At 55.1% G+C, this 18940-nt stretch carries 23 protein-coding genes; 11 read left to right on the top strand and 12 right to left on the bottom strand.

Annotated elements, in window-relative coordinates; genetic code table 11:
* Window positions 1-6 precede the first annotated feature (6 nt).
* Genes rpoN through KTH07_RS17900 form a run of 7 tightly spaced genes read right to left on the bottom strand, consistent with a single transcriptional unit; the run spans window position 7 to window position 5873 of the window.
* Entirely contained in the window at window positions 7-1440 is a 1434-nt protein-coding gene (gene rpoN, locus KTH07_RS17930) for an RNA polymerase factor sigma-54 (protein WP_003861864.1), read from the bottom strand.
* Between the two features lie 47 nt (window positions 1441-1487).
* The gene (gene lptB / locus KTH07_RS17925; protein ID WP_023304493.1) at window positions 1488-2213 is read right to left on the bottom strand and encodes an LPS export ABC transporter ATP-binding protein; all 726 of its coding nucleotides are present in this window, start codon (window positions 2211-2213) and stop codon (window positions 1488-1490) included.
* A gap of 6 nt (window positions 2214-2219) precedes the next feature.
* On the bottom strand, window positions 2220-2774 hold the full coding sequence (gene lptA, locus KTH07_RS17920) for a lipopolysaccharide ABC transporter substrate-binding protein LptA (protein ID WP_006812136.1): 555 nt from the start codon (window positions 2772-2774) through the stop codon (window positions 2220-2222).
* Entirely contained in the window at window positions 2743-3318 is a 576-nt protein-coding gene (gene lptC / locus KTH07_RS17915) for an LPS export ABC transporter periplasmic protein LptC (RefSeq protein ID WP_015571983.1), read from the bottom strand. The genes lptA and lptC overlap by 32 nt, the downstream gene beginning before the upstream one ends.
* Window positions 3315-3881, bottom strand: a complete 567-nt coding sequence (gene kdsC / locus KTH07_RS17910) for a 3-deoxy-manno-octulosonate-8-phosphatase KdsC (RefSeq protein ID WP_017693909.1) — start codon at window positions 3879-3881, stop codon at window positions 3315-3317. Before kdsC ends, lptC begins: the two co-directional genes overlap by 4 nt.
* A gap of 14 nt (window positions 3882-3895) precedes the next feature.
* Entirely contained in the window at window positions 3896-4882 is a 987-nt protein-coding gene (kdsD, locus tag KTH07_RS17905; RefSeq protein ID WP_003861853.1) for an arabinose-5-phosphate isomerase KdsD, read from the bottom strand.
* A 13-nt stretch (window positions 4883-4895) separates the two neighbouring features.
* On the bottom strand, window positions 4896-5873 hold the full coding sequence (locus tag KTH07_RS17900; RefSeq protein WP_063162060.1) for a calcium/sodium antiporter: 978 nt from the start codon (window positions 5871-5873) through the stop codon (window positions 4896-4898).
* A gap of 227 nt (window positions 5874-6100) precedes the next feature.
* On the opposite strand from KTH07_RS17900, the gene mlaF reads away from it, so the two are divergent.
* The 7 genes from mlaF to murA all read left to right on the top strand — a co-directional run bounded on the left by mlaF (window position 6101) and on the right by murA (window position 10894).
* Window positions 6101-6913, top strand: a complete 813-nt coding sequence (gene mlaF, locus KTH07_RS17895; protein WP_017382730.1) for a phospholipid ABC transporter ATP-binding protein MlaF — start codon at window positions 6101-6103, stop codon at window positions 6911-6913.
* A gap of 7 nt (window positions 6914-6920) precedes the next feature.
* Window positions 6921-7703, top strand: coding sequence for a lipid asymmetry maintenance ABC transporter permease subunit MlaE (mlaE, locus tag KTH07_RS17890; RefSeq protein WP_003861848.1), 783 nt, complete (start codon window positions 6921-6923; stop codon window positions 7701-7703).
* A 4-nt stretch (window positions 7704-7707) separates the two neighbouring features.
* Window positions 7708-8256, top strand: a complete 549-nt coding sequence (gene mlaD, locus KTH07_RS17885; protein ID WP_006812131.1) for an outer membrane lipid asymmetry maintenance protein MlaD — start codon at window positions 7708-7710, stop codon at window positions 8254-8256.
* An 18-nt stretch (window positions 8257-8274) separates the two neighbouring features.
* The gene (gene mlaC, locus KTH07_RS17880) at window positions 8275-8910 is read left to right on the top strand and encodes a phospholipid-binding protein MlaC (RefSeq protein ID WP_003861845.1); all 636 of its coding nucleotides are present in this window, start codon (window positions 8275-8277) and stop codon (window positions 8908-8910) included.
* Complete coding sequence (gene mlaB / locus KTH07_RS17875) at window positions 8910-9203, top strand: lipid asymmetry maintenance protein MlaB (RefSeq protein ID WP_003861843.1); 294 nt, start codon at window positions 8910-8912, stop codon at window positions 9201-9203. The genes mlaC and mlaB overlap by 1 nt, the downstream gene beginning before the upstream one ends.
* Before the next feature lie 126 nt (window positions 9204-9329).
* A complete protein-coding gene (ibaG, locus tag KTH07_RS17870; RefSeq protein ID WP_003861840.1) occupies window positions 9330-9584 on the top strand; it encodes a BolA family iron metabolism protein IbaG in 255 nt (84 codons plus the stop codon).
* Between the two features lie 50 nt (window positions 9585-9634).
* The gene (gene murA / locus KTH07_RS17865) at window positions 9635-10894 is read left to right on the top strand and encodes a UDP-N-acetylglucosamine 1-carboxyvinyltransferase (protein WP_006812128.1); all 1260 of its coding nucleotides are present in this window, start codon (window positions 9635-9637) and stop codon (window positions 10892-10894) included.
* 63 nt (window positions 10895-10957) lie between these two features.
* Here the strand turns inward: murA and sfsB are convergent, their stop codons facing one another.
* Window positions 10958-11245 (bottom strand): DNA-binding transcriptional regulator SfsB, encoded by a 288-nt coding sequence (gene sfsB / locus KTH07_RS17860; protein ID WP_017382732.1) that lies wholly within the window; start codon window positions 11243-11245, stop codon window positions 10958-10960.
* 229 nt (window positions 11246-11474) lie between these two features.
* The gene (gene ispB, locus KTH07_RS17855) at window positions 11475-12446 is read right to left on the bottom strand and encodes an octaprenyl diphosphate synthase (protein ID WP_006812126.1); all 972 of its coding nucleotides are present in this window, start codon (window positions 12444-12446) and stop codon (window positions 11475-11477) included.
* 257 nt (window positions 12447-12703) lie between these two features.
* Here ispB and rplU point away from each other — a divergent pair, with 257 nt between their 5' ends.
* The 4 genes from rplU (at window position 12704) to cgtA (ending at window position 15546) form a co-directional block, all read left to right on the top strand.
* Window positions 12704-13015 (top strand): 50S ribosomal protein L21, encoded by a 312-nt coding sequence (gene rplU / locus KTH07_RS17850; protein WP_003025032.1) that lies wholly within the window; start codon window positions 12704-12706, stop codon window positions 13013-13015.
* Window positions 13016-13041: 26 nt separating this feature from the next.
* Window positions 13042-13293: a 50S ribosomal protein L27 gene (gene rpmA / locus KTH07_RS17845; RefSeq protein ID WP_217310953.1), complete on the top strand. Its 252-nt coding sequence runs from the start codon at window positions 13042-13044 to the stop codon at window positions 13291-13293.
* A gap of 96 nt (window positions 13294-13389) precedes the next feature.
* Window positions 13390-14355 carry a DMT family transporter gene (locus tag KTH07_RS17840; RefSeq protein ID WP_015571979.1) on the top strand — a complete coding sequence of 322 codons (966 nt, stop codon included), beginning with the start codon at window positions 13390-13392 and terminating at the stop codon, window positions 14353-14355.
* Between the two features lie 15 nt (window positions 14356-14370).
* Window positions 14371-15546, top strand: a complete 1176-nt coding sequence (cgtA, locus tag KTH07_RS17835) for an Obg family GTPase CgtA (protein ID WP_032618936.1) — start codon at window positions 14371-14373, stop codon at window positions 15544-15546.
* Between the two features lie 33 nt (window positions 15547-15579).
* Here cgtA and pmrB read toward each other — a convergent pair whose 3' ends face one another.
* The 3 genes from pmrB to dacB are packed head-to-tail and all read right to left on the bottom strand — an operon-like array spanning window position 15580 to window position 18718.
* Window positions 15580-16623: a two-component system sensor histidine kinase PmrB gene (gene pmrB, locus KTH07_RS17830; RefSeq protein ID WP_017382733.1), complete on the bottom strand. Its 1044-nt coding sequence runs from the start codon at window positions 16621-16623 to the stop codon at window positions 15580-15582.
* Complete coding sequence (pmrA, locus tag KTH07_RS17825) at window positions 16620-17282, bottom strand: two-component system response regulator PmrA (RefSeq protein WP_015571977.1); 663 nt, start codon at window positions 17280-17282, stop codon at window positions 16620-16622. Before pmrA ends, pmrB begins: the two co-directional genes overlap by 4 nt.
* Before the next feature lie 2 nt (window positions 17283-17284).
* Complete coding sequence (gene dacB, locus KTH07_RS17820) at window positions 17285-18718, bottom strand: serine-type D-Ala-D-Ala carboxypeptidase (protein WP_015571976.1); 1434 nt, start codon at window positions 18716-18718, stop codon at window positions 17285-17287.
* Window positions 18719-18940 lie beyond the last annotated feature (222 nt).

Genomic DNA, 18940 nt, shown 5'->3' with positions numbered 1-18940 from the left:
GTTGTGTCAAACCAGTTGTTTACGCTGGTTAGACGGCGGAATGGATAAAGACTCTCGATACTTCGCGACAGTACGACGTGCCACCATAATACCCTGATCGGACAGCATGGTGGTTAACTTACTGTCACTGAGTGGCTTCGCGGGGTTCTCCGCGGCGATCAACTTCTTCACCAGTGCGCGAATAGCCGTTGACGAGGCTTCGCCGCCGCCTTCGGTGTTCACGTGGCTGGAGAAGAAATACTTAAGCTCAAAAATACCGCGTGGGCTGTGCAGATATTTCTGCGTGGTCACGCGGGAAATGGTTGATTCATGCATCTCGACGGCCTGGGCGATGTCCGCCAGCACCATCGGTTTCATAAACTCTTCGCCCTGCTCAAAGAACGCCTGCTGCTGTTCGACAATACAGCGGCTGACGCGCAGCAGCGTGTCATTACGGCTCTCCAGGCTCTTGATCAACCAGCGTGCTTCCTGAAGGTTGCTGCGAATGTATTGATTATCAGCGTCGTTACGGGCGCTGGTGCACATGGAGGCGTATTGCTGGTTGATTTGCAGGCGAGGAATGCTGTCGGCGTTCAGTTCAACGACCCAGCGGCCATTGTGTTTTCTCACCAGCACATCGGGGATGACATATTCCGGTTCGCTGGTCTGGATCGACTGCCCCGGACGCGGATCGAGCGACTGGATCAGATTCACCGCTTCCTTCAGCACCTCTTCTTTCAGGCGTGTGACGCGCATCAGGGTGCGGAAGTCGTGATTCGCCAGCAGATCCAGATGATCGCTGATGATGAGCCGGGCTTCGTCAATCCACGGTGTCTCTTTGGCAAACTGCGAAAGCTGGATCAGAAGGCAGTCGCGCAGATCTTTCGCGGCGACACCTATCGGGTCGAAACGCTGAACGCGTTTCAGAACGGCTTCGATCTCTTCCAGTTCAATCTCGTCATCGCCGATGCTTTCAAGAATCTCGTCCAGCGTCACGGTCAAATAGCCCGTGTCGTCAACGGCATCGACAATCGAGGTGGCAATGGCGCGATCGGTATCGGAGAAAGGGGTCAGCTCTACCTGCCACATCAGGTAGTCCTGAAGCGACTGGGTGGTTTCGCCCTGGTAGACCGGGAGTTCATCGTCCTGGTAGTCTGCGCGCGTCCCGGAAGGGGTACCCGCGGTGTAGATTTCATCCCAGCTGGCATCCAGCGGCAGTTCGTCCGGCATCTCTTTCTGTTCGAGCGCATCTACGGAGTCGAGCGTTTCTGTGTCCTGCGTCTGCTGGGCGTCTACCTCGTCATGAAGATCGGTTTGCTCCAGCAGCGGATTGCTGTCCAGCGCCTGCTGGAGCTCCTGCTGGAGTTCTAACGTGGACAGCTGCAACAGACGGATTGCCTGCTGTAGCTGCGGCGTCATGGCCAGTTGCTGGCTGAGCCGTAATTGCAAACCTTGCTTCATGTTCAGAGCGTTTTTCTCCGGTTCGGCGTGACTTAACCTCTACCCTATCAGAGTCTGAAGTCTTCCCCAAGGTACACGCGCTTAACATGCTCATCTTCGAGGATTTGCTGCGGCGTACCGTGGGCAATCAGATGGCCCTGGCTCACTATGTAGGCGCGCTCACACACGGCCAGCGTTTCACGAACGTTGTGGTCCGTGATCAGTACGCCAAGCCCGCTGTCGCGCAGGTGCTCAATGATACGTTTGATATCGATAACGGAGATGGGGTCAACGCCCGCAAACGGTTCATCCAGCAGGATGAATTTTGGGTTTGCTGCCAGCGCGCGCGCAATCTCAACGCGGCGGCGTTCACCACCGGACAGCGCCTGGCCGAGGCTGTCACGCAGATGTTCGATATGAAACTCTTCCATCAGCTCGTTCGCACGGTCAGAGCGCTGCTCGCTGGTCAGATCGTCACGGATCTGGAGCACGGCCATCAGGTTGTCGAACACGCTTAAGCGGCGGAAAATAGACGCTTCCTGCGGCAAATAGCCGATGCCACGACGCGCGCGGGCATGCAGCGGCAGCAGGCTGATATCTTCATCATCGATGATGATGTTGCCGGCGTCACGCGGGACGATGCCCACCACCATGTAGAAGGTCGTGGTTTTACCCGCCCCGTTAGGGCCAAGCAAACCCACGATTTCGCCGGAGTTGACGGTCAGACTGACATCTTCGACGACGCGGCGGCCCTTATACGCTTTCGCGAGGTTTTTTGCAGTTAAAGTTGCCATAACGAATTAGTTACTCTTTTTCTGTGCCGGAGCCTGACCGTTGTTCTTGTCCTGCAACTGCGAAGGCACAAGCACGGTCGTGACGCGTTTGCCTTTTTCGCTGGAGGCCTGCATTTTCTGCTCTTTCACCAGATAGGTGATCTTGTCGCCTTTGATATTGCTGTCCAGCTGTTCCAGGTAAGCATTACCGGTCAGGATGACCAGATCCTTCGCCAGTTCATAGTGCATATGCGAGGCATGGCCTTTCACCGGCTTGCCGTTGTCCTGCATCTGGTAGAAGGTGGCCGGGTTGCCATAACCATCGATAATCTCTTTGCCCTGCTCGCCGCCCGGACGGGTAACGACCACTTTGTCGGCGTTGATTTTAATGGTGCCCTGGGTCATGACGACGTTGCCGGTAAAGGTGACGACGTTACCCTGCATATCCAGAGACTGGGTATCGGATTCAATATGAATCGGCTGTTCGGTGTCGCCAGTCACAGCAAGCGCGGGAAGACTGGCCGCCAGCAGCGCGCTGGCGATAACAACTTTAAGGCTGAGTTTGTTTGTTTTGAATTTCATAGGAGGTTCTAACCTTTTCAATCAGCTCGGCGTTTTTGCTGCGTAAGTTCCCGCGCATTCTTAAACCGCTGGAATTAAATGTTGTGCCATACAGGGTGACTAGATCCTGCGACGTGACATCCTGGGTGACCAGGTTGATCTGGGCGTTATCCGTCGTAATTTTTCGCAGTTGCGCGTCAGCGGTCAGGGCGTTGACTTCAACGTGACCATACAGGTAAAGCATACGGTCATTTGTCAGTTTTGCCCGGTCAGACTTGATAGACCACGTCGGCACTTTGTCCGTATCAAAGGTGGTCATGACCGGTTGGGTAAACCACGAGGTACCGTCATCTGAAAAATATTCTACATGCTGAGCAACGAGGCGATAGTTCAGCGCGCCTTCCGGGCTATAGACCACGGTGTCGCTGTGATCGCTTTTGTAGGTCGGGTCGCTCGTGTTAACCACTTCCGCTTGCGTATCATCGCGGTCAGCGAGGTTGACGCCAATCAGTACCAGGGCGACAAGCGCAAGCAGAATGATAACCCAACGTCTGGTTTTACTCATATCGATTGCCCTTTCGCCTCATCAAGCTTGCCCTGCGACAGCAGAAGCAGATCGCAGACTTCACGGACGGCGCCGCGGCCACCGTGAATATGGGTAACGTAATCAGCACGCGGGATCAGCAGCGGGTGCGCGTCAGCCACGGCGATGCTCAGACCCACCTCCGCCATCACTGGCCAGTCGATCAAATCATCCCCGACGTATGCCACATTCTCTGGTGCAATGGCCAGTTTTCCCAGCAGATCCCGGAAAGCTACCATCTTATCAGACTGCCCCTGATAGAGATGGGTAATGCCCAGCGTTTCACACCGATCTTCTACCAGTTTAGCTTTCCGCCCGGTGATGATAGCAACTTCAATACCGGACGTGAGCGCACAGCGGATACCGTAACCGTCGCGAACGTTAAAGGCTTTCAGCTCTTCGCCGTTATTGCCCATATAAATCAGACCGTCGGAGAGCACACCATCCACATCGAGGATCAACAGGCGGATATTTTCCGCCTTTGCCATCATGTGGGCGCTCACCGGGCCATAACAGGTTGCAAGGGATGCACCCGCATTACTCATTGTCTTATCCTTCATTACACTACGCCAGCGCGCAGCAGATCATGCATATGTACCACACCCAGCAGTTGGTCGCCATCGGCAACCATCACTGAGGTAATATGACGGGACTGCATCAGGTTCAGCACATCTACCGCCAGCGTGCCCGGACGGACGCGGATCCCGCCTGGCGTCATCACATCAGCAATGCCCAGCGTTCGGACATCCACACCCATATCGAATACCCGGCGCAGGTCGCCGTCGGTGAAAATGCCCTGAATCTTCATCAGATCGTCGCAGATAACCGTCATGCCCAGGTTTTTACGGGTGATCTCCAGTAACGCGTCGCGCAAAGAGGCCTCTTTGCTCACGTGCGGGATCTCATCTCCAGTGTGCATAATATCGTTAACCCGCAGCAGCAGTTTGCGCCCGAGCGCGCCGCCGGGATGAGACAGGGCAAAATCTTCAGGCGTAAAACCGCGGGCTTCCAGCAGCGCAACGGCAAGGGCATCGCCCATCACCAGCGCGGCGGTTGTGCTGGAAGTCGGCGCCAGCCCCAGCGGACAGGCTTCTTTAGGCACTTTCACGCACAGGTGAATATCCGCCGCACGCGCCATGCTGCTTTCTGGTCGGCTGGTCATGCAAATCAGCGGTACGTGCAGACGCTTCAGTACCGGGATCAACGCCAGGATTTCATTCGATTCCCCGGAGTTGGACAGCGCAATAACCACGTCCTGCGGCGTAACCATGCCGAGGTCACCGTGCGCGGCTTCACCGGGATGAACGAAGAATGACGACGTGCCGGTACTGGCAAAGGTCGCCGCCATTTTGCGTCCGATATGGCCGGATTTGCCCATCCCCATCACCACGACTTTGCCGGCACAGTAGAACATCTTCTCACAGGCCAGACTAAAATCCTGATTAATGTACTGATCTAACTGCGCCAGACCTTCACGTTCAATCTCCAGAACGTCTTTGCCTGCTTTCTGAAAGTCAAAACCCGGCTGCAATTCTATTTGCGACATAATGCGTTTCCGTTTACCCAGAGAGAAGAGGCGAAAGCCAGTACAGCATCGCCAGCCATACGATAAATCCACCCGTCAGCAGCGCGCCTGCGCCTTTGCCGATCTGCTCTTTTCGCCGCCAGCAGAGCAGGGCGATAATCACGCTGACCAGCAGCATCACACCGTAATCGCGCGTGAAAACCATAGGGTTAAACGGCCCCGGCGAGATTAGCGCCGGCAGCCCTGTCACGATTGCGATATTGAAAATATTCGAGCCAATGATATTGCCGATGGCGATATCATCTTCCCCTTTACGCGCCCCGGCGATGGCGGTGGCCAGCTCTGGCAGGCTGGTGCCGATGGCGATTACCGTCAGACCGATTGTCAGTTCGCTCATCGCAAACGCGTTCGCCAGCACCGTCGCGTTATCGACCACCATCCGCGTGGCCATTGGCATGATGATCAGCGCGACGCCCAGCCACAGCAGGGCGACGGGTAAGGTCCCTTCCCGGGGCAGCTCGGCGAGATGCTCACGCGTAAGGCTATCGTTACCCTGTTTTTCCGCCAGACGTGCGATCTTCACGCTGTAAAGCAACCAGATCACGGCCAGGGCGAGCAGGAATATACCGTCACCGACGCTCAGCACCCCGTCATAAAGTACGTAGCCTGCCAGCAGACTGACGACTAACATTAACGGCAATTCCCGGCGCAAAACATCAGAATGCACGCGAAATGGATGCAGTAATGCGGCTAAGCCTAAAATCAGTAAGATATTGACGATGTTAGAGCCAATCGCGGTGCCGATAGCGAGGTCGACTTGCCCATGCAGCGAGGCTGAAACAGAAACGATGATTTCAGGAAGCGATGTGCCTACACTGACCACCGTCATGCCGATAATGATGGGCGGCATGCCAATGAGTCGACAGAGAATGGATGCGGCAAAGACCAAACGGTCAGCACTGTAGACCACCAACAGTAAACCAATTATTAACAGTGCTGTTGCTAAAAGCATCAAAAGTCCTTTCTTCAGGTATACTCGCTGGTCCACTGCGCACGAATGTTGGCGCCAGATGAAGTCTGAGACGTAACGAATTCCTAATTTTGACTTTATGCGCCGGAAAAGTAAAACAAATGCCAGCTTTCGCTAACCCCAATAGTGAATATTCTGTAAAAATGCGGGGTTTAGGGCTGATTTACGCTTCATGCCAGCCGTGAAGCAAGGTAAGTAAGGAACCATAAATGAGCCAAACGATGGCGAATATAGTCGATGTCCGGGGCGTCAGTTTTTCTCGCGGCAACCGGTTAATATTTGATGATATTTCGCTGACCGTGCCGCGCGGTAAAATCACCGCCATCATGGGGCCGTCAGGGATCGGTAAAACCACGTTGCTGCGTCTTATCGGCGGGCAAATCCCCCCTGACAGCGGCGAAATTCTCTTCGACGGCGAAAATGTCCCGGCGATGTCTCGCTCGCGCCTCTACACGGTTCGCAAACGGATGAGCATGCTCTTTCAGTCGGGCGCGCTGTTCACGGATATGAACGTTTTTGACAACGTGGCCTATCCGTTGCGTGAGCACACCCATCTTCCTCCTGAGCTGTTGCACAGTACGGTGATGATGAAGCTTGAAGCCGTGGGGCTGCGGGGGGCTGCGAAACTCATGCCGTCCGAACTCTCGGGTGGGATGGCGCGCCGCGCCGCGCTGGCGCGTGCTATTGCCCTGGAACCCGATTTAATCATGTTCGATGAACCGTTCGTCGGGCAGGACCCCATCACCATGGGCGTGCTGGTGAAGTTAATTTCGGAGCTGAACAGCGCCCTTGGCGTCACCTGCGTGGTGGTTTCCCACGACGTGCCGGAAGTGCTGAGTATCGCTGATTACGCCTATATTGTGGCTGACAAAAAGATCGTCGCCCACGGCAGCGCGCAGGCGTTGCAGGAGAATGGCGATCCGCGCGTGCGGCAGTTCCTGGACGGTATCGCAGATGGGCCGGTGCCTTTCCGCTATCCGGCGGGCGACTATCATGACGATTTACTCGGAATAGGGAGTTAAGCCACTCATGCTGTTAAATGCGTTGGCGGGTCTTGGACACCGTGGCCTAAAAACCATCAGTACGTTCGGGCGTGCCGGATTAATGTTGTTCAACGCGCTGGTCGGCAAACCGGAGTTCCGCAAGCATGCGCCGTTATTGGTACGGCAGCTTTATAACGTCGGCGTGCTGTCGATGCTTATCATCATCGTGTCGGGTCTGTTTATTGGCATGGTGCTGGGGTTGCAGGGGTATCTGGTGCTGACAACCTACAGCGCGGAAACCAGCCTTGGCATGCTGGTGGCGCTCTCGCTGCTGCGTGAACTCGGGCCGGTGGTTGCCGCGCTGCTGTTCGCCGGGCGTGCCGGGTCAGCGTTGACGGCGGAAATTGGCCTGATGCGCGCCACCGAGCAGCTCTCCAGTATGGAGATGATGGCAGTCGATCCGCTGCGCCGGGTAATCTCGCCGCGCTTCTGGGCCGGGGTTATCTCCTTGCCGTTACTGACTATCCTCTTTGTGGCGGTAGGTATCTGGGGAGGCGCGCTGGTTGGCGTTAACTGGAAAGGCATTGATGCCGGATTCTTCTGGTCTGCCATGCAGGACGCCATCGATCTGCGGATGGATCTGGTGAACTGTCTGATCAAGAGCGTGGTTTTCGCTGTGACGGTTACCTGGATTGCGTTGTTTAATGGTTACGATGCCATTCCGACGTCGGCGGGCATTAGCCGTGCAACGACGCGTACTGTCGTACATTCGTCGCTGGCCGTTTTAGGTCTGGATTTTGTGCTCACCGCACTGATGTTTGGGAATTGAGTTCATGCAAACGAGAAAAAATGAAATTTGGGTTGGCGTGTTTCTGCTTCTGGCGCTGCTGGCCGCGCTGTTCATCTGCCTGCGAGCGGCGGACATCACCTCTGTTCGCGCCGAGCCGACGTATCGTGTCTACGCGACTTTCGATAACATCGGCGGCCTGAAAGCGCGCTCACCGGTGCGTATTGGTGGCGTCGTTATCGGACGTGTCGCTGACATTACGCTTGATGAGAAAACCTATCTGCCGCGCGTCGCGATGGATATCGAAGAGCGCTATAACCACATTCCGGACACCAGCTCGCTTTCTATCCGCACCTCTGGCCTGCTGGGGGAGCAATATCTGGCCCTTAACGTTGGTTTTGAAGATCCTGAGCTGGGAACGACTATCCTTAAAGACGGTAGCGTAATCCAGGATACCAAGTCAGCGATGGTGCTGGAAGATATGATTGGTCAGTTCCTTTACAACAGTAAAGGGGATGATAAAAAGTCTGACGATGCCCCTGCGCAGAGTGAAGACCACACCAACGTCGAACCGACGCCAGGCGCGACGAATTAATTTCAGGAGAAGTTATTCATGTTTAAACGACTGTTAATGGTTGCCATGCTGGTCATTGCCCCTCTTACCGCGGCGCACGCTGCGGATCAGAGTAACCCGTACAAACTGATGAATGAGGCCGCGAAGAAAACCTTCGACCGTCTTAAAAACGAACAGCCAAAAATCCGTTCTAACCCGGATTATCTGCGTGATGTGGTGGATCAGGAACTGCTGCCGTATGTGCAGATCAAGTATGCGGGCGCACTGGTGCTGGGCCGTTACTACAAAGACGCGACCCCGGCGCAGCGCGAGGCTTACTTTGCGGCGTTCCGTGAATACCTGAAACAGGCTTACGGCCAGGCGCTGGCGATGTACCACGGGCAGACCTATCAGATTGCCCCTGAACAGCCGCTGGGCGATGCCACTATCATTCCTATTCGCGTGACGATTATCGATCCAAACGGTCGTCCACCGGTTCGTCTGGACTTCCAGTGGCGTAAAAACAGCCAGACCGGAAACTGGCAGGCGTACGACATGATCGCTGAAGGCGTCAGCATGATCACCACTAAACAGAACGAGTGGAGCGATCTGCTGCGCACTAAAGGCATCGATGGCCTGACGGCTCAGCTTCAGTCTATCTCTCGTCAGAAAATTACCCTGGACGAGAAGAAGTAATGTCACAGCAGCTTAGCTGGGCGCGTGACGGCGAGACGTTGACGCTGACGGGAGAGCTGGATCAGGATCTGCTTAACCCGCTGTGGGACGCTCGCCATAACGCGATGCAGGGCGTGACGCTGATTGATCTCCATGGCGTTACGCGGGTAGATACCGCCGGTATCGCCCTGCTGGCGCACCTGGTGGCCACGGGCAAAAAGCAGGGGAGCAGCGTTACCCTGACGGGGGTAAGCGATAACGTGATTACCCTTGCACAGCTTTACAATTTGCCCGAAGACGTATTACCTCGCTAATTTTTTCAGTACGTTACTTCTGAAAGCCCCGACAGTTTACGCGTCGGGGCTTTTTGCTTGTTTAAGACCGCGCCACTTTGCTCTAAGATGTTGAGCTTGTTTTCACTATCAGATGATGTAGACCCCATGGAAAATAATGAAATCCAGACTGTGCTGATGAATGCACTCTCCCTTCAGGAAGCCCACGTCTCTGGCGATGGCAGTCACTTCCAGGTTATTGCTGTGGGTGAGATGTTCGACGGAATGAGTCGCGTGAAGAAACAGCAGGCTGTGTACGCGCCGCTGATGGAATACATTGCGGATAACCGCATCCACGCCCTGTCGATTAAAGCGTTCACCCCACAGGAGTGGGCACGCGATCGCAAACTAAACGGTTTTTGAGCTGAGGGCGGAACGCCCGCAGCACGGTTGAATTTATAAGAGAGCAAACGATGGATAAATTTCGTGTACAGGGACCCACGCGTCTCCAGGGCGAAGTCACAATTTCTGGCGCTAAAAACGCCGCGCTGCCCATTCTTTTCGCTGCGCTGCTCGCAGAAGAGCCGGTAGAGATCCAGAACGTACCGAAGCTGAAAGATATCGACACGACCATGAAGTTGCTCGGCCAGTTGGGCACCAAAGTGGAGCGTAACGGTTCCGTCTGGATCGATGCCAGCAACGTGAACAACTTCTCAGCGCCGTATGAGCTGGTGAAAACCATGCGTGCTTCCATCTGGGCGCTTGGTCCGCTGGTGGCGCGTTTCGGTCAGGGACAGGTTTCACTGCCGGGCGGATGCGCTATCGGCGCGCGTCCCGTTGACCTGCATATCTTCGGCCTGGAAAAACTCGGCGCGGAGATCAAGCTGGAAGAGGGTTACGTTAAAGCGTCCGTCAATGGTCGTCTGAAAGGCGCGCACATTGTCATGGACAAAGTGAGCGTGGGCGCAACAGTCACCATCATGTCGGCTGCTACGCTGGCAGAAGGCACTACCATCATCGAAAACGCCGCCCGTGAGCCGGAGATCGTGGATACCGCGAACTTCCTGGTCGCGCTGGGGGCGAAGATCAGCGGGCAGGGCACAGACCGTATCACCATCGAAGGCGTTGAACGTCTGGGTGGCGGTGTGTACCGCGTTCTGCCGGACCGTATCGAAACCGGTACTTTCCTGGTGGCCGCAGCCATTTCTGGCGGTAAGATTGTCTGCCGTAACGCCCAGCCGGATACCCTGGATGCGGTGCTGGCGAAGCTGCGCGATGCGGGTGCGGACATTGAAATCGGTGAAGACTGGATCAGCCTCGATATGCACGGGCAGCGTCCTAAAGCCGTTAACGTGCGTACTGCGCCACATCCGGCATTCCCGACGGATATGCAGGCACAGTTCACGCTGTTGAACCTGGTGGCCGAAGGCACGGGCTTCATCACGGAAACTATCTTCGAAAACCGTTTCATGCACGTACCGGAACTGATCCGTATGGGTGCGCATGCTGAGATTGAAAGCAACACGGTAATTTGCCACGGCGTTGAAAAACTGTCCGGTGCGCAGGTGATGGCGACCGATCTGCGCGCGTCTGCGAGCCTCGTGCTGGCAGGTTGTATTGCGGAAGGGACTACCGTTGTCGATCGTATCTACCACATCGATCGTGGTTACGAGCGTATTGAGGACAAACTGCGCGCGCTGGGTGCAAATATCGAGCGTGTGAAGGGCGAGTAATCGTTCCGGCACCCCCCTGCCACAACAGGCCGGGGGATTGCTGTTCCTGTCAATCCTGGTGCATCAGTCCTGATGCGCTTTCTTCGTTTTGCTCTGGCGCATCATGCGCGTTCTGTCGATAAATTCATGGGTAATGGGATCGTGGTAGCGTGACGGCCATATCACCCACGGATGCGTATCAAGCGCCGTCGCGATAATCAGTTCCCCCTTTGGCCATGGGCGGGTCAGGGCGTTTGCCAGCGTCGACGAGCTTAGCCCATGACGACGTGATTCGGCAGCCAGCGATGTTCCTTTTTTACGCAGTGCCGCAATAATGTCAGCAGAATGCCAGTCGATGAATTTTGTATCCATAATGCTGTCCTTGTGTTCGTTATCGTCCACGTCGTTTCGTGTGAAAAGACAGCATTACTATACTCACTTCGAACATGTGTTCTAAAAAGTTCATGTTACGAGAGGCAATATTCAGAATAAGGCACGGCTTTATACATGCGGCCTGTAACCCGACGGGCTTACGCGGAAATGTAATTTATTGGTGTGTACTGGAATCTCCCTGCGTGGGCGCAGGGAGATGAGAAGGGGATTATCGGTCGCGCTGGACGGCGATGTGCGCGAGGCCGATTAGCGCATCACGCCATGGGCTGTCGGGAATGACCTGAATGGCGGCGATGGCTTTGTCCGCTTCTTCTTCAGCGCGCTGACGCGTCCATTCCAGGGAGCCGCAGATAGCCATTGTTTCCAGTACCGGTTCCAGAAGATGGCGTCCATTTCCCTGCTCGATAGCCTCCCGGATCATTTTCGCCTGCTCTGGTGTGCCATTGCGCATCGCGTGGAGCAGCGGCAGCGTTGGCTTGCCTTCGTTCAGGTCATCGCCGACGTTTTTACCGAGCGTTTCGCCATCCGCGCTGTAGTCCAGCAAATCATCAATCAGCTGGAACGCGGTGCCGAGGTAACGGCCATAGTCCTGAAGGCCCTTTTCCTGAGCTTCGCTGCAGCCTGCCAGAATGCCGGAGCATTGCGCGGCGGCTTCGAACAGACGTGCGGTCTTGCTATAAATCACCCGCATATAGTTTTCTTCGGTGATGTCCGGGTCGTTGACGTTCATCAGCTGTAGGACTTCACCTTCAGCGATAACGTTCACGGCTTCTGACATCACTTCCAGCACCTTCAGCGAGCCAAGGCTGGTCATCATCTGGAAGGCTCGGGTATAGATAAAATCGCCTACCAGAACGCTTGCCGCATTACCAAACGCGGCGTTGGCGGTGGCTTTACCACGACGCATGTCTGATTCATCCACAACATCGTCGTGAAGCAGGGTGGCGGTGTGGATAAATTCGATCAGCGCCGCGATCGTGACGTGGGCATTTCCCTGATAGCCAACCGCGCGTGCGGCCAGAATGGCAATCATCGGACGAATACGTTTACCGCCGCCGCTGACGATGTAATAGCCCAACTGATTGATCAGCTGAACGTCAGAGTTGAGTTGCTCCAGGATTGCTGCATTCACACCCGCCATATCTTGCGCGGTTAACTCATTGATTTTTTCTAAATTCATCGCAAAAGCCGGGCTTTTTATCCTGTTTATCCCACACGAGATGGGTACACAAAAGGTTTCGGTTTATAAATAGTATTGCTGATTGTACTGAAAAAACGGCTCAGATAAACGTTACCGTACGTGTTGTGTTTTTTTTCTTCATGTATTGATGGTAGCACTTGTCAAAGGCTCGCGTTTTGCGTAATATTCGCGCCCTATTGTGAATATTTATAGCGCACTCTGAATCATACGAGGATGTGCGCGGAAGCGGAGTTTATATGTACGCGGTTTTCCAAAGTGGTGGTAAACAACACCGAGTAAGCGAAGGTCAGACCGTTCGCCTGGAAAAGCTGGACATCGCAACTGGCGAATCTGTTGAGTTCGCTGAAGTTCTGATGATCGCAAACGGTGAAGAAGTCAAAATCGGCGTTCCTTTCGTTGATGGCGGCGTTATCAAAGCTGAAGTTGTTGCTCACGGTCGTGGCGAGAAAGTTAAAATCGTTAAGTTTCGTCGTCGTAAACACTATCGTAAGCAGCAGGGCCACCGTCAGTGGTTCACTGATGTGAAAATTACTGGCATCAGCGCCTAAGACCTGAGGAGAGATTTAAATGGCACATAAAAAAGGCTGGCGGCTCCACACGTAACGGTCGCGATTCAGAAGCTAAACGCCTGGGCGTTAAGCGTTTCGGTGGCGAATCCGTTCTGGCGGGTAGCATCATCGTTCGTCAGCGTGGCACCAAGTTCCACGCGGGTACTAACGTAGGTTGCGGTCGTGACCACACTCTGTTTGCTAAAGCAGACGGTAAAGTGAAATTTGAAGTTAAAGGCCCGAACAACCGTAAATACATCAGCATCGTTGCTGAGTAAGGTTTTCTCGGTCCGGTAACGGATTAAAGCCCCGCAACGTGTTGCGGGGCTTTTTACATTGGAAACCCGGAAAATTTTCTGTAGGGGAAAACGGGCATGAAGCAGCAGGCCGGCATGGGTATTCTTTTGGCGCTCACTACCGCAATGTGCTGGGGTGCGCTGCCAATTGCAATGAAGCAGGTACTGGAAGTCATGGAGCCACCGACGGTGGTGTTTTATCGCTTCCTGATGGCAAGCATAGGCCTGGGCGCCATTCTGGCCGTCAAAGGTAAGCTGCCACCGCTGCGCATCTTCCGAAAACCGCGTTGGCTGGTGTTACTGGCTATCGCGACGGGCGGTCTGTTCGGTAACTTCATTCTGTTCAGCTCTTCCCTGCAATATCTTAGCCCTACAGCGTCGCAGGTGATTGGTCAGCTTTCACCGGTCGGCATGATGGTCGCCAGCGTATTCATCCTCAAGGAGAAGATGCGCGGCACGCAGATCATCGGGGCAAGCATGCTGCTTTGCGGGCTGGTGATGTTCTTTAACACCAGCCTGATTGAGATTTTTACCCGCCTGACGGATTACACCTGGGGTGTCATTTTTGGGGTGGGTGCAGCAACGGTCTGGGTGAGTTATGGCGTCGCGCAAAAGGTGTTATTGCGCCGTCTTGCCTCACAGCAGATCCTCTTTTTGCTGTACACTTTGTGTACACTGGCATTATTGCCTTTAGCGAAGCCGGGTGTAATTACCCAGCTCAGCGACTGGCAACTGGCGTGCCTCATTTTTTGTGGGCTGAATACGCTGGTCGGTTATGGCGCTCTGGCTGAAGCCATGGCGCGCTGGCAGGCAGCACAGGTGAGCGCCTTAATCACGCTTACCCCGCTGTTTACGCTGTTATTTTCAGATTTGTTATCAATGGCCTGGCCCGATGTCTTCGTCAAGCCGATGCTCAACCTGTTGGGTTATCTCGGTGCGTTTGTCGTGGTTGCGGGCGCGATGTATTCCGCCATTGGTCATCGTCTCTGGGGGCGTTGGCGCAAAAATGAAGCGGTTGTAATAGTCCCCCGCTCAGGCGAATGAGTTACGGAGAGTAAAATGAAGTTTGTTGATGAAGCGACGATTCTGGTCGTGGCAGGTGATGGCGGTAACGGTTGTGTAAGCTTCCGCCGTGAAAAATATATTCCTCGTGGCGGTCCTGACGGCGGTGACGGTGGGGACGGTGGCGACGTGTGGCTGGAGGCGGATGAAAACCTCAACACGCTGATCGACTACCGTTTCGAAAAATCTTTCCGCGCCGAGCGTGGCCAGAACGGCCAGAGCCGCGACTGTACCGGTAAACGCGGTAAAGACGTGACGATCAAAGTGCCGGTGGGTACGCGTGTCATCGATCAGGGCACGGGCGAAACCATGGGTGATATGACCAAACACGGTCAGCGCCTGATGGTGGCGAAAGGCGGCTGGCATGGTCTGGGTAACAGCCGTTTCAAATCTTCCGTTAACCGTACCCCGCGTCAGAAAACCATGGGTACCCCGGGTGATAAGCGCGACCTGCAACTGGAACTGATGCTGCTGGCGGATGTGGGGATGCTGGGTATGCCAAACGCCGGTAAATCGACGTTTATCCGTGCGGTCTCTGCGGCGAAACCCAAAGTAGCGGATTATCCGTTTACGACGCTGGTGCCGAGCCTGGGCGTTGTCCGTATGGATAACGAGAAGAGCTTTGTGGTCGCTGACATCCCGGGTCTGATTGAAGGGGCAGCAGAAGGCGCCGGTCTGGGTATTCGCTTCCTGAAGCACCTTGAGCGTTGTCGCGTACTGTTGCACCTCATCGACATCGATCCAATCGACGGTTCCGATCCGGTTGAAAACGCCCGTATCATTATTGGCGAGCTGGAGAAATACAGTGAAAAACTGGCGCAAAAACCGCGCTGGCTGGTATTCAACAAGATCGACCTGATGGACAAAGCGGAAGCTGAAGCGAAAGCTAAAGCGATTGCCGAAGCGATGGGTTGGAAAGATAAGTACTATCTGATCTCTGCCGCCAGCCAGGTTGGCGTGAAAGATCTCTGCTGGGATGTGATGACCTTTATCATCGAGAATCCGGTTGTTCAGGCAGAAGAGGCGAAACAGCCTGAAAAAGTCGAATTCATGTGGGATGACTACCACCGCCAGCAGCTCGAAGAGCTGGAAGCGGAAGAAGATGATGAAGACTGGGACGATGACTGGGATGAAGACGACGAAGAAGGCGTCGAGTTCATCTACAAGCACTAACCCCTGTATAAAGCCCCTTAACGGGGCTTTTTTTTATCCTATTTTCGCCGGTAACCAACAGCTGGCGATGAGGCCGCCCTCAGCGCCGTTCTCCAGCGTTAAATGGCCATGATGGAGCTGTACGATACGCTGTACGATGCTCAGCCCAAGGCCGCTGCCGCCGTAGCGCTGGTCGAGACGTCGGAAAGGTTCGGTGATCGACTGGCGGTGCGCCTCATCAATACCCGGCCCCTGATCGGTAACGCTCACCCGGGTACCGCCCTCCGTCGCTGTTAATGCCACTTCAATGGTTGTGCCTGCCGGGCTGTAGCGGGCGGCATTCTCCAGAAGGTTCCTTAGCATCAGACGTAACAGGACGGCGTCCCCCTGTACCGTCAGCGCGCTGTGGGCCGGCCATATTACCGTATGCTCTTTGGCTTCATGCTCCAGGCTGAGCGGAGCAATGATCGTCTCCGTCCAGTTCACGGTATCGTAATGGCCGCTGGCCATCGCCTGCCCGGCACGCGCCAGCATCAGCAGCTGTTCCACCGTGTGCATCAACTGATCGATACGGCTTATCAGTGGCGTGGCCTGCGGGGAACCGGACTGAGCCATCAGTTCCAGATGGAGCCTAATCCCCGCAAGCGGCGTACGTAACTCGTGTGCCGCATCGGCGGTAAACAGGCGTTCCTGTTGAATAGTGTGGTCCAGCCGGGCGAGGAGTTGATTGAGCGACGTGGTCACAGCGCCTATCTCTTCCATATCGGAATACATCGGCAGGGGAGTCAGATTATCCGCCGAACGGTTCGCAAGGCTGGCGCGAAGTTTGTTGAGTGGTCGGGTGATCCAGGTGACGGCCCAAAATGAGAAGAGCAGGGTAAAACCGACCATCACCAGAGAAGGGACCAGCAGGGAGGCAATGGCTTCGCGGATCTCTTTTTCGACATGGTTGTTGCGCGCTTTGGCGGACAACGTTTCGTTCACCAGAAAACCGATCTGCTCGCGGCTCTCATGCCACAGCCAGACAACGCTAATGAGTTGAAAAAATAGCAGAATAACCGCCAGCAACACCATTAATCGCCGGCGCATACTGTTCATTTCTGGCTCTCCAGACGGTAACCCACGCCGCGTACGGTTTTGATGCGATCTTTACCGAGCTTGCGCCGCAGATTATGAATGTGAACTTCAAGCGTGTTTGATCCTGGATCGTCCTGCCAGGAGTAGATGTCCTGTTGCAGCGTTTCACGGTGCACGGTCTGCCCGCTGCGCATGATCAGGCGCGTCAGCAGAGCGAACTCTTTTGGCGTCACTTCCACAGGCTGAGACTGGCGCAGCACCTGCTGAGTTTGCAGATTGAGGGTGATATCTCCGTCCGTCAGCAGGTTGTCGCTATGGCCCTGATAGCGGCGGATCAACGCCCGTACGCGAGCCTGTAGCTCGGCAAGGGCGAAGGGTTTTACCAGATAATCGTCAGCGCCAGAATCCAGCCCGTTAATTCTGTCTTCAATGGCATCGCGGGCGGTGAGAATCAAGACGGGATTCTCAACCCCGCGACGACGCCACTGGCAGAGCAGCGTCGCGCCGTCTTTATCCGGCAGCCCTAAATCCAGGATCACGAGGCTGTATTCACCGCTCTGGATCAGGGCATCTGCTTCAGCGGCCGTGGTGGCACAATCCAGGGCGTAGCCTTCATTCCCCAGCGCCAGCGCTAACCCTTCCTGCAATAACAGATCGTCTTCAACTATCAGTAGTTTCATCGCTAGTTATTCTGGTAGATGTCCTTATAGAGCCTGCTTTCGAAACGCACCAGTGGAATACGGCGATTGCGCTGGTCAGCCGGTTCGACGGCATAGCCGGAAAGATACTGCACAAATGCCATGCGTTGTCCGCTGGCGGTAGTGATAAAACCGGCAAGGTTGTAAACGCCTTGCAGGGAACCCGTTTTGGCTGACACTTTGCCATCCACGCCCGCAGCGTGAAGGCCCGCGCGGTACTGAAGAGAGCCGTCGTGTCCGGCAAGCGGCAGCATCGTAATAAAGTTTAGCTCAGCGTCATGCTGAGCAATGTACTGCAACACCTGCATCATGGTGGCCGGCGAGATCAGGTTATGACGCGATAAACCGGAACCATCAACGGCGATCGTATTGCCCAGATCGATACCCGCCTGCTGGCGCAGGATCTGACGTACGGCATCAGAACCGGCCCGCCAGGTGCCCGGCACACCAAATCGCGCGTGCCCAATCATGCGGAACACCGTGTCGGCAATCATGTTATCCGACTTTTTCAGCATAATCTTAAGCAAATCATGCAGTGGCGCGGACTGTTTGCTGGCGATCACCGTGCCTGGCTCATTCACCTGCGTCTGGCGCAGCAGCGTTCCGGTGTAGGTTATGCCCGCCTGCTTCAGTTCATCTTTAAAAATGGCACCGGCATAGCCCGCGCCATCCTGAATGGCGAAGGCCAGCGGGAGGGGATCGGACCGCTGGGTCAGGCAGCCGGTGAGCGTATAGCGATTGAGATCGCCCGGTACCACGTCCAGCTCGCAATACTGCGCCTCCGGGGAGCCTTTCGCCAGCGTCCGCACCTGGCTGAACATCGTGACCGGGTAGTATGAGGCCACGCGGATAAAAGCTAAGTCATTTGGTTTTGGCGCGCTGTAAAGCGATACGGAGAAGCAGTTACGGTCAACGATGGCGGCGGCTGGCGGGGCGCTAAAGCACTGCGTCATGTCGTTCCACGGCCAGCCAGGCGCTTTATCGTGGCTGGCGAAAATGGAGGTGTCGATCAGCACGTTGCCATCAATTTTTGTTACGCCGGATTTTTTCAGTACCGCCACCATATTGCGGACATCCTGGCGCTTAAAGGTGGGATCGCCACCAAAACGGGCGATAAGATCGCCTTTCAGTTCGCCACCCTCAACGTTACCTCTGGTTTCAAGGGTGGTAGTAAAACGGAAGTCAGGCCCGAGCTGGAGCAGGGCGGCGAGGGCAGTGATCACCTTCTGGGTACTGGCAGGCAGCGCCATCTGTTGACTGTGATAGTCAATCTCGGGAGCCTGCGCGCCAACCTTCTGCACCATCAGGGCAAGGTTCGCGCCGGCGGGCAGTTGATTAATGTACTCATCAACATTCGCGGCCTGAACGGTGAACGTTATACTGGTAGTCAATCCGATGATAAAACTGGAAAATCGCATAATCTCGCGCTAACAACCCGAAAACAAACCGTCATACTACGGTGCATGGCACTGTAAAGTAAACGATGACCCATAGTGAACTTCGCGGTAAAATGCGTATCAAATTGAAAAATTGCTGCTGACCTGGGGCGTTGCTCCCGGGTCGGTTTTCTTTTTGCTTCTGGCCTGTTCAGGTGGGCTGGAGCAGGGAACACTGCTCCCAACAGGAATGTTTAAGAGGTA

The organism is Enterobacter cloacae complex sp. ECL72, from assembly GCF_019056635.1.
GTDB classification, from domain to species: Bacteria; Pseudomonadota; Gammaproteobacteria; order Enterobacterales; family Enterobacteriaceae; genus Enterobacter; species Enterobacter hormaechei_C.
Note: the sequence above shows the minus strand (reverse complement) of the source record. Positions and strands in the feature narration are given on the sequence as shown.

What these genes read in the sequence shown, in the direction of transcription:
- rpoN (WP_003861864.1), bottom strand. Translation starts at nt 1,440, where the DNA reads ATGAAGCAAGGTTTGCAATTACGGCTCAGCCAGCAACTGGCCATGACG.
- lptB (WP_023304493.1), bottom strand. Translation starts at nt 2,213, where the DNA reads ATGGCAACTTTAACTGCAAAAAACCTCGCGAAAGCGTATAAGGGCCGC.
- lptA (WP_006812136.1), bottom strand. Translation starts at nt 2,774, where the DNA reads ATGAAATTCAAAACAAACAAACTCAGCCTTAAAGTTGTTATCGCCAGC.
- lptC (WP_015571983.1), bottom strand. Translation starts at nt 3,318, where the DNA reads ATGAGTAAAACCAGACGTTGGGTTATCATTCTGCTTGCGCTTGTCGCC.
- kdsC (WP_017693909.1), bottom strand. Translation starts at nt 3,881, where the DNA reads ATGAGTAATGCGGGTGCATCCCTTGCAACCTGTTATGGCCCGGTGAGC.
- kdsD (WP_003861853.1), bottom strand. Translation starts at nt 4,882, where the DNA reads ATGTCGCAAATAGAATTGCAGCCGGGTTTTGACTTTCAGAAAGCAGGC.
- KTH07_RS17900 (WP_063162060.1), bottom strand. Translation starts at nt 5,873, where the DNA reads ATGCTTTTAGCAACAGCACTGTTAATAATTGGTTTACTGTTGGTGGTC.
- mlaF (WP_017382730.1), top strand. Translation starts at nt 6,101, where the DNA reads ATGAGCCAAACGATGGCGAATATAGTCGATGTCCGGGGCGTCAGTTTT.
- mlaE (WP_003861848.1), top strand. Translation starts at nt 6,921, where the DNA reads ATGCTGTTAAATGCGTTGGCGGGTCTTGGACACCGTGGCCTAAAAACC.
- mlaD (WP_006812131.1), top strand. Translation starts at nt 7,708, where the DNA reads ATGCAAACGAGAAAAAATGAAATTTGGGTTGGCGTGTTTCTGCTTCTG.
- mlaC (WP_003861845.1), top strand. Translation starts at nt 8,275, where the DNA reads ATGTTTAAACGACTGTTAATGGTTGCCATGCTGGTCATTGCCCCTCTT.
- mlaB (WP_003861843.1), top strand. Translation starts at nt 8,910, where the DNA reads ATGTCACAGCAGCTTAGCTGGGCGCGTGACGGCGAGACGTTGACGCTG.
- ibaG (WP_003861840.1), top strand. Translation starts at nt 9,330, where the DNA reads ATGGAAAATAATGAAATCCAGACTGTGCTGATGAATGCACTCTCCCTT.
- murA (WP_006812128.1), top strand. Translation starts at nt 9,635, where the DNA reads ATGGATAAATTTCGTGTACAGGGACCCACGCGTCTCCAGGGCGAAGTC.
- sfsB (WP_017382732.1), bottom strand. Translation starts at nt 11,245, where the DNA reads ATGGATACAAAATTCATCGACTGGCATTCTGCTGACATTATTGCGGCA.
- ispB (WP_006812126.1), bottom strand. Translation starts at nt 12,446, where the DNA reads ATGAATTTAGAAAAAATCAATGAGTTAACCGCGCAAGATATGGCGGGT.
- rplU (WP_003025032.1), top strand. Translation starts at nt 12,704, where the DNA reads ATGTACGCGGTTTTCCAAAGTGGTGGTAAACAACACCGAGTAAGCGAA.
- KTH07_RS17840 (WP_015571979.1), top strand. Translation starts at nt 13,390, where the DNA reads ATGAAGCAGCAGGCCGGCATGGGTATTCTTTTGGCGCTCACTACCGCA.
- cgtA (WP_032618936.1), top strand. Translation starts at nt 14,371, where the DNA reads ATGAAGTTTGTTGATGAAGCGACGATTCTGGTCGTGGCAGGTGATGGC.
- pmrB (WP_017382733.1), bottom strand. Translation starts at nt 16,623, where the DNA reads ATGAACAGTATGCGCCGGCGATTAATGGTGTTGCTGGCGGTTATTCTG.
- pmrA (WP_015571977.1), bottom strand. Translation starts at nt 17,282, where the DNA reads ATGAAACTACTGATAGTTGAAGACGATCTGTTATTGCAGGAAGGGTTA.
- dacB (WP_015571976.1), bottom strand. Translation starts at nt 18,718, where the DNA reads ATGCGATTTTCCAGTTTTATCATCGGATTGACTACCAGTATAACGTTC.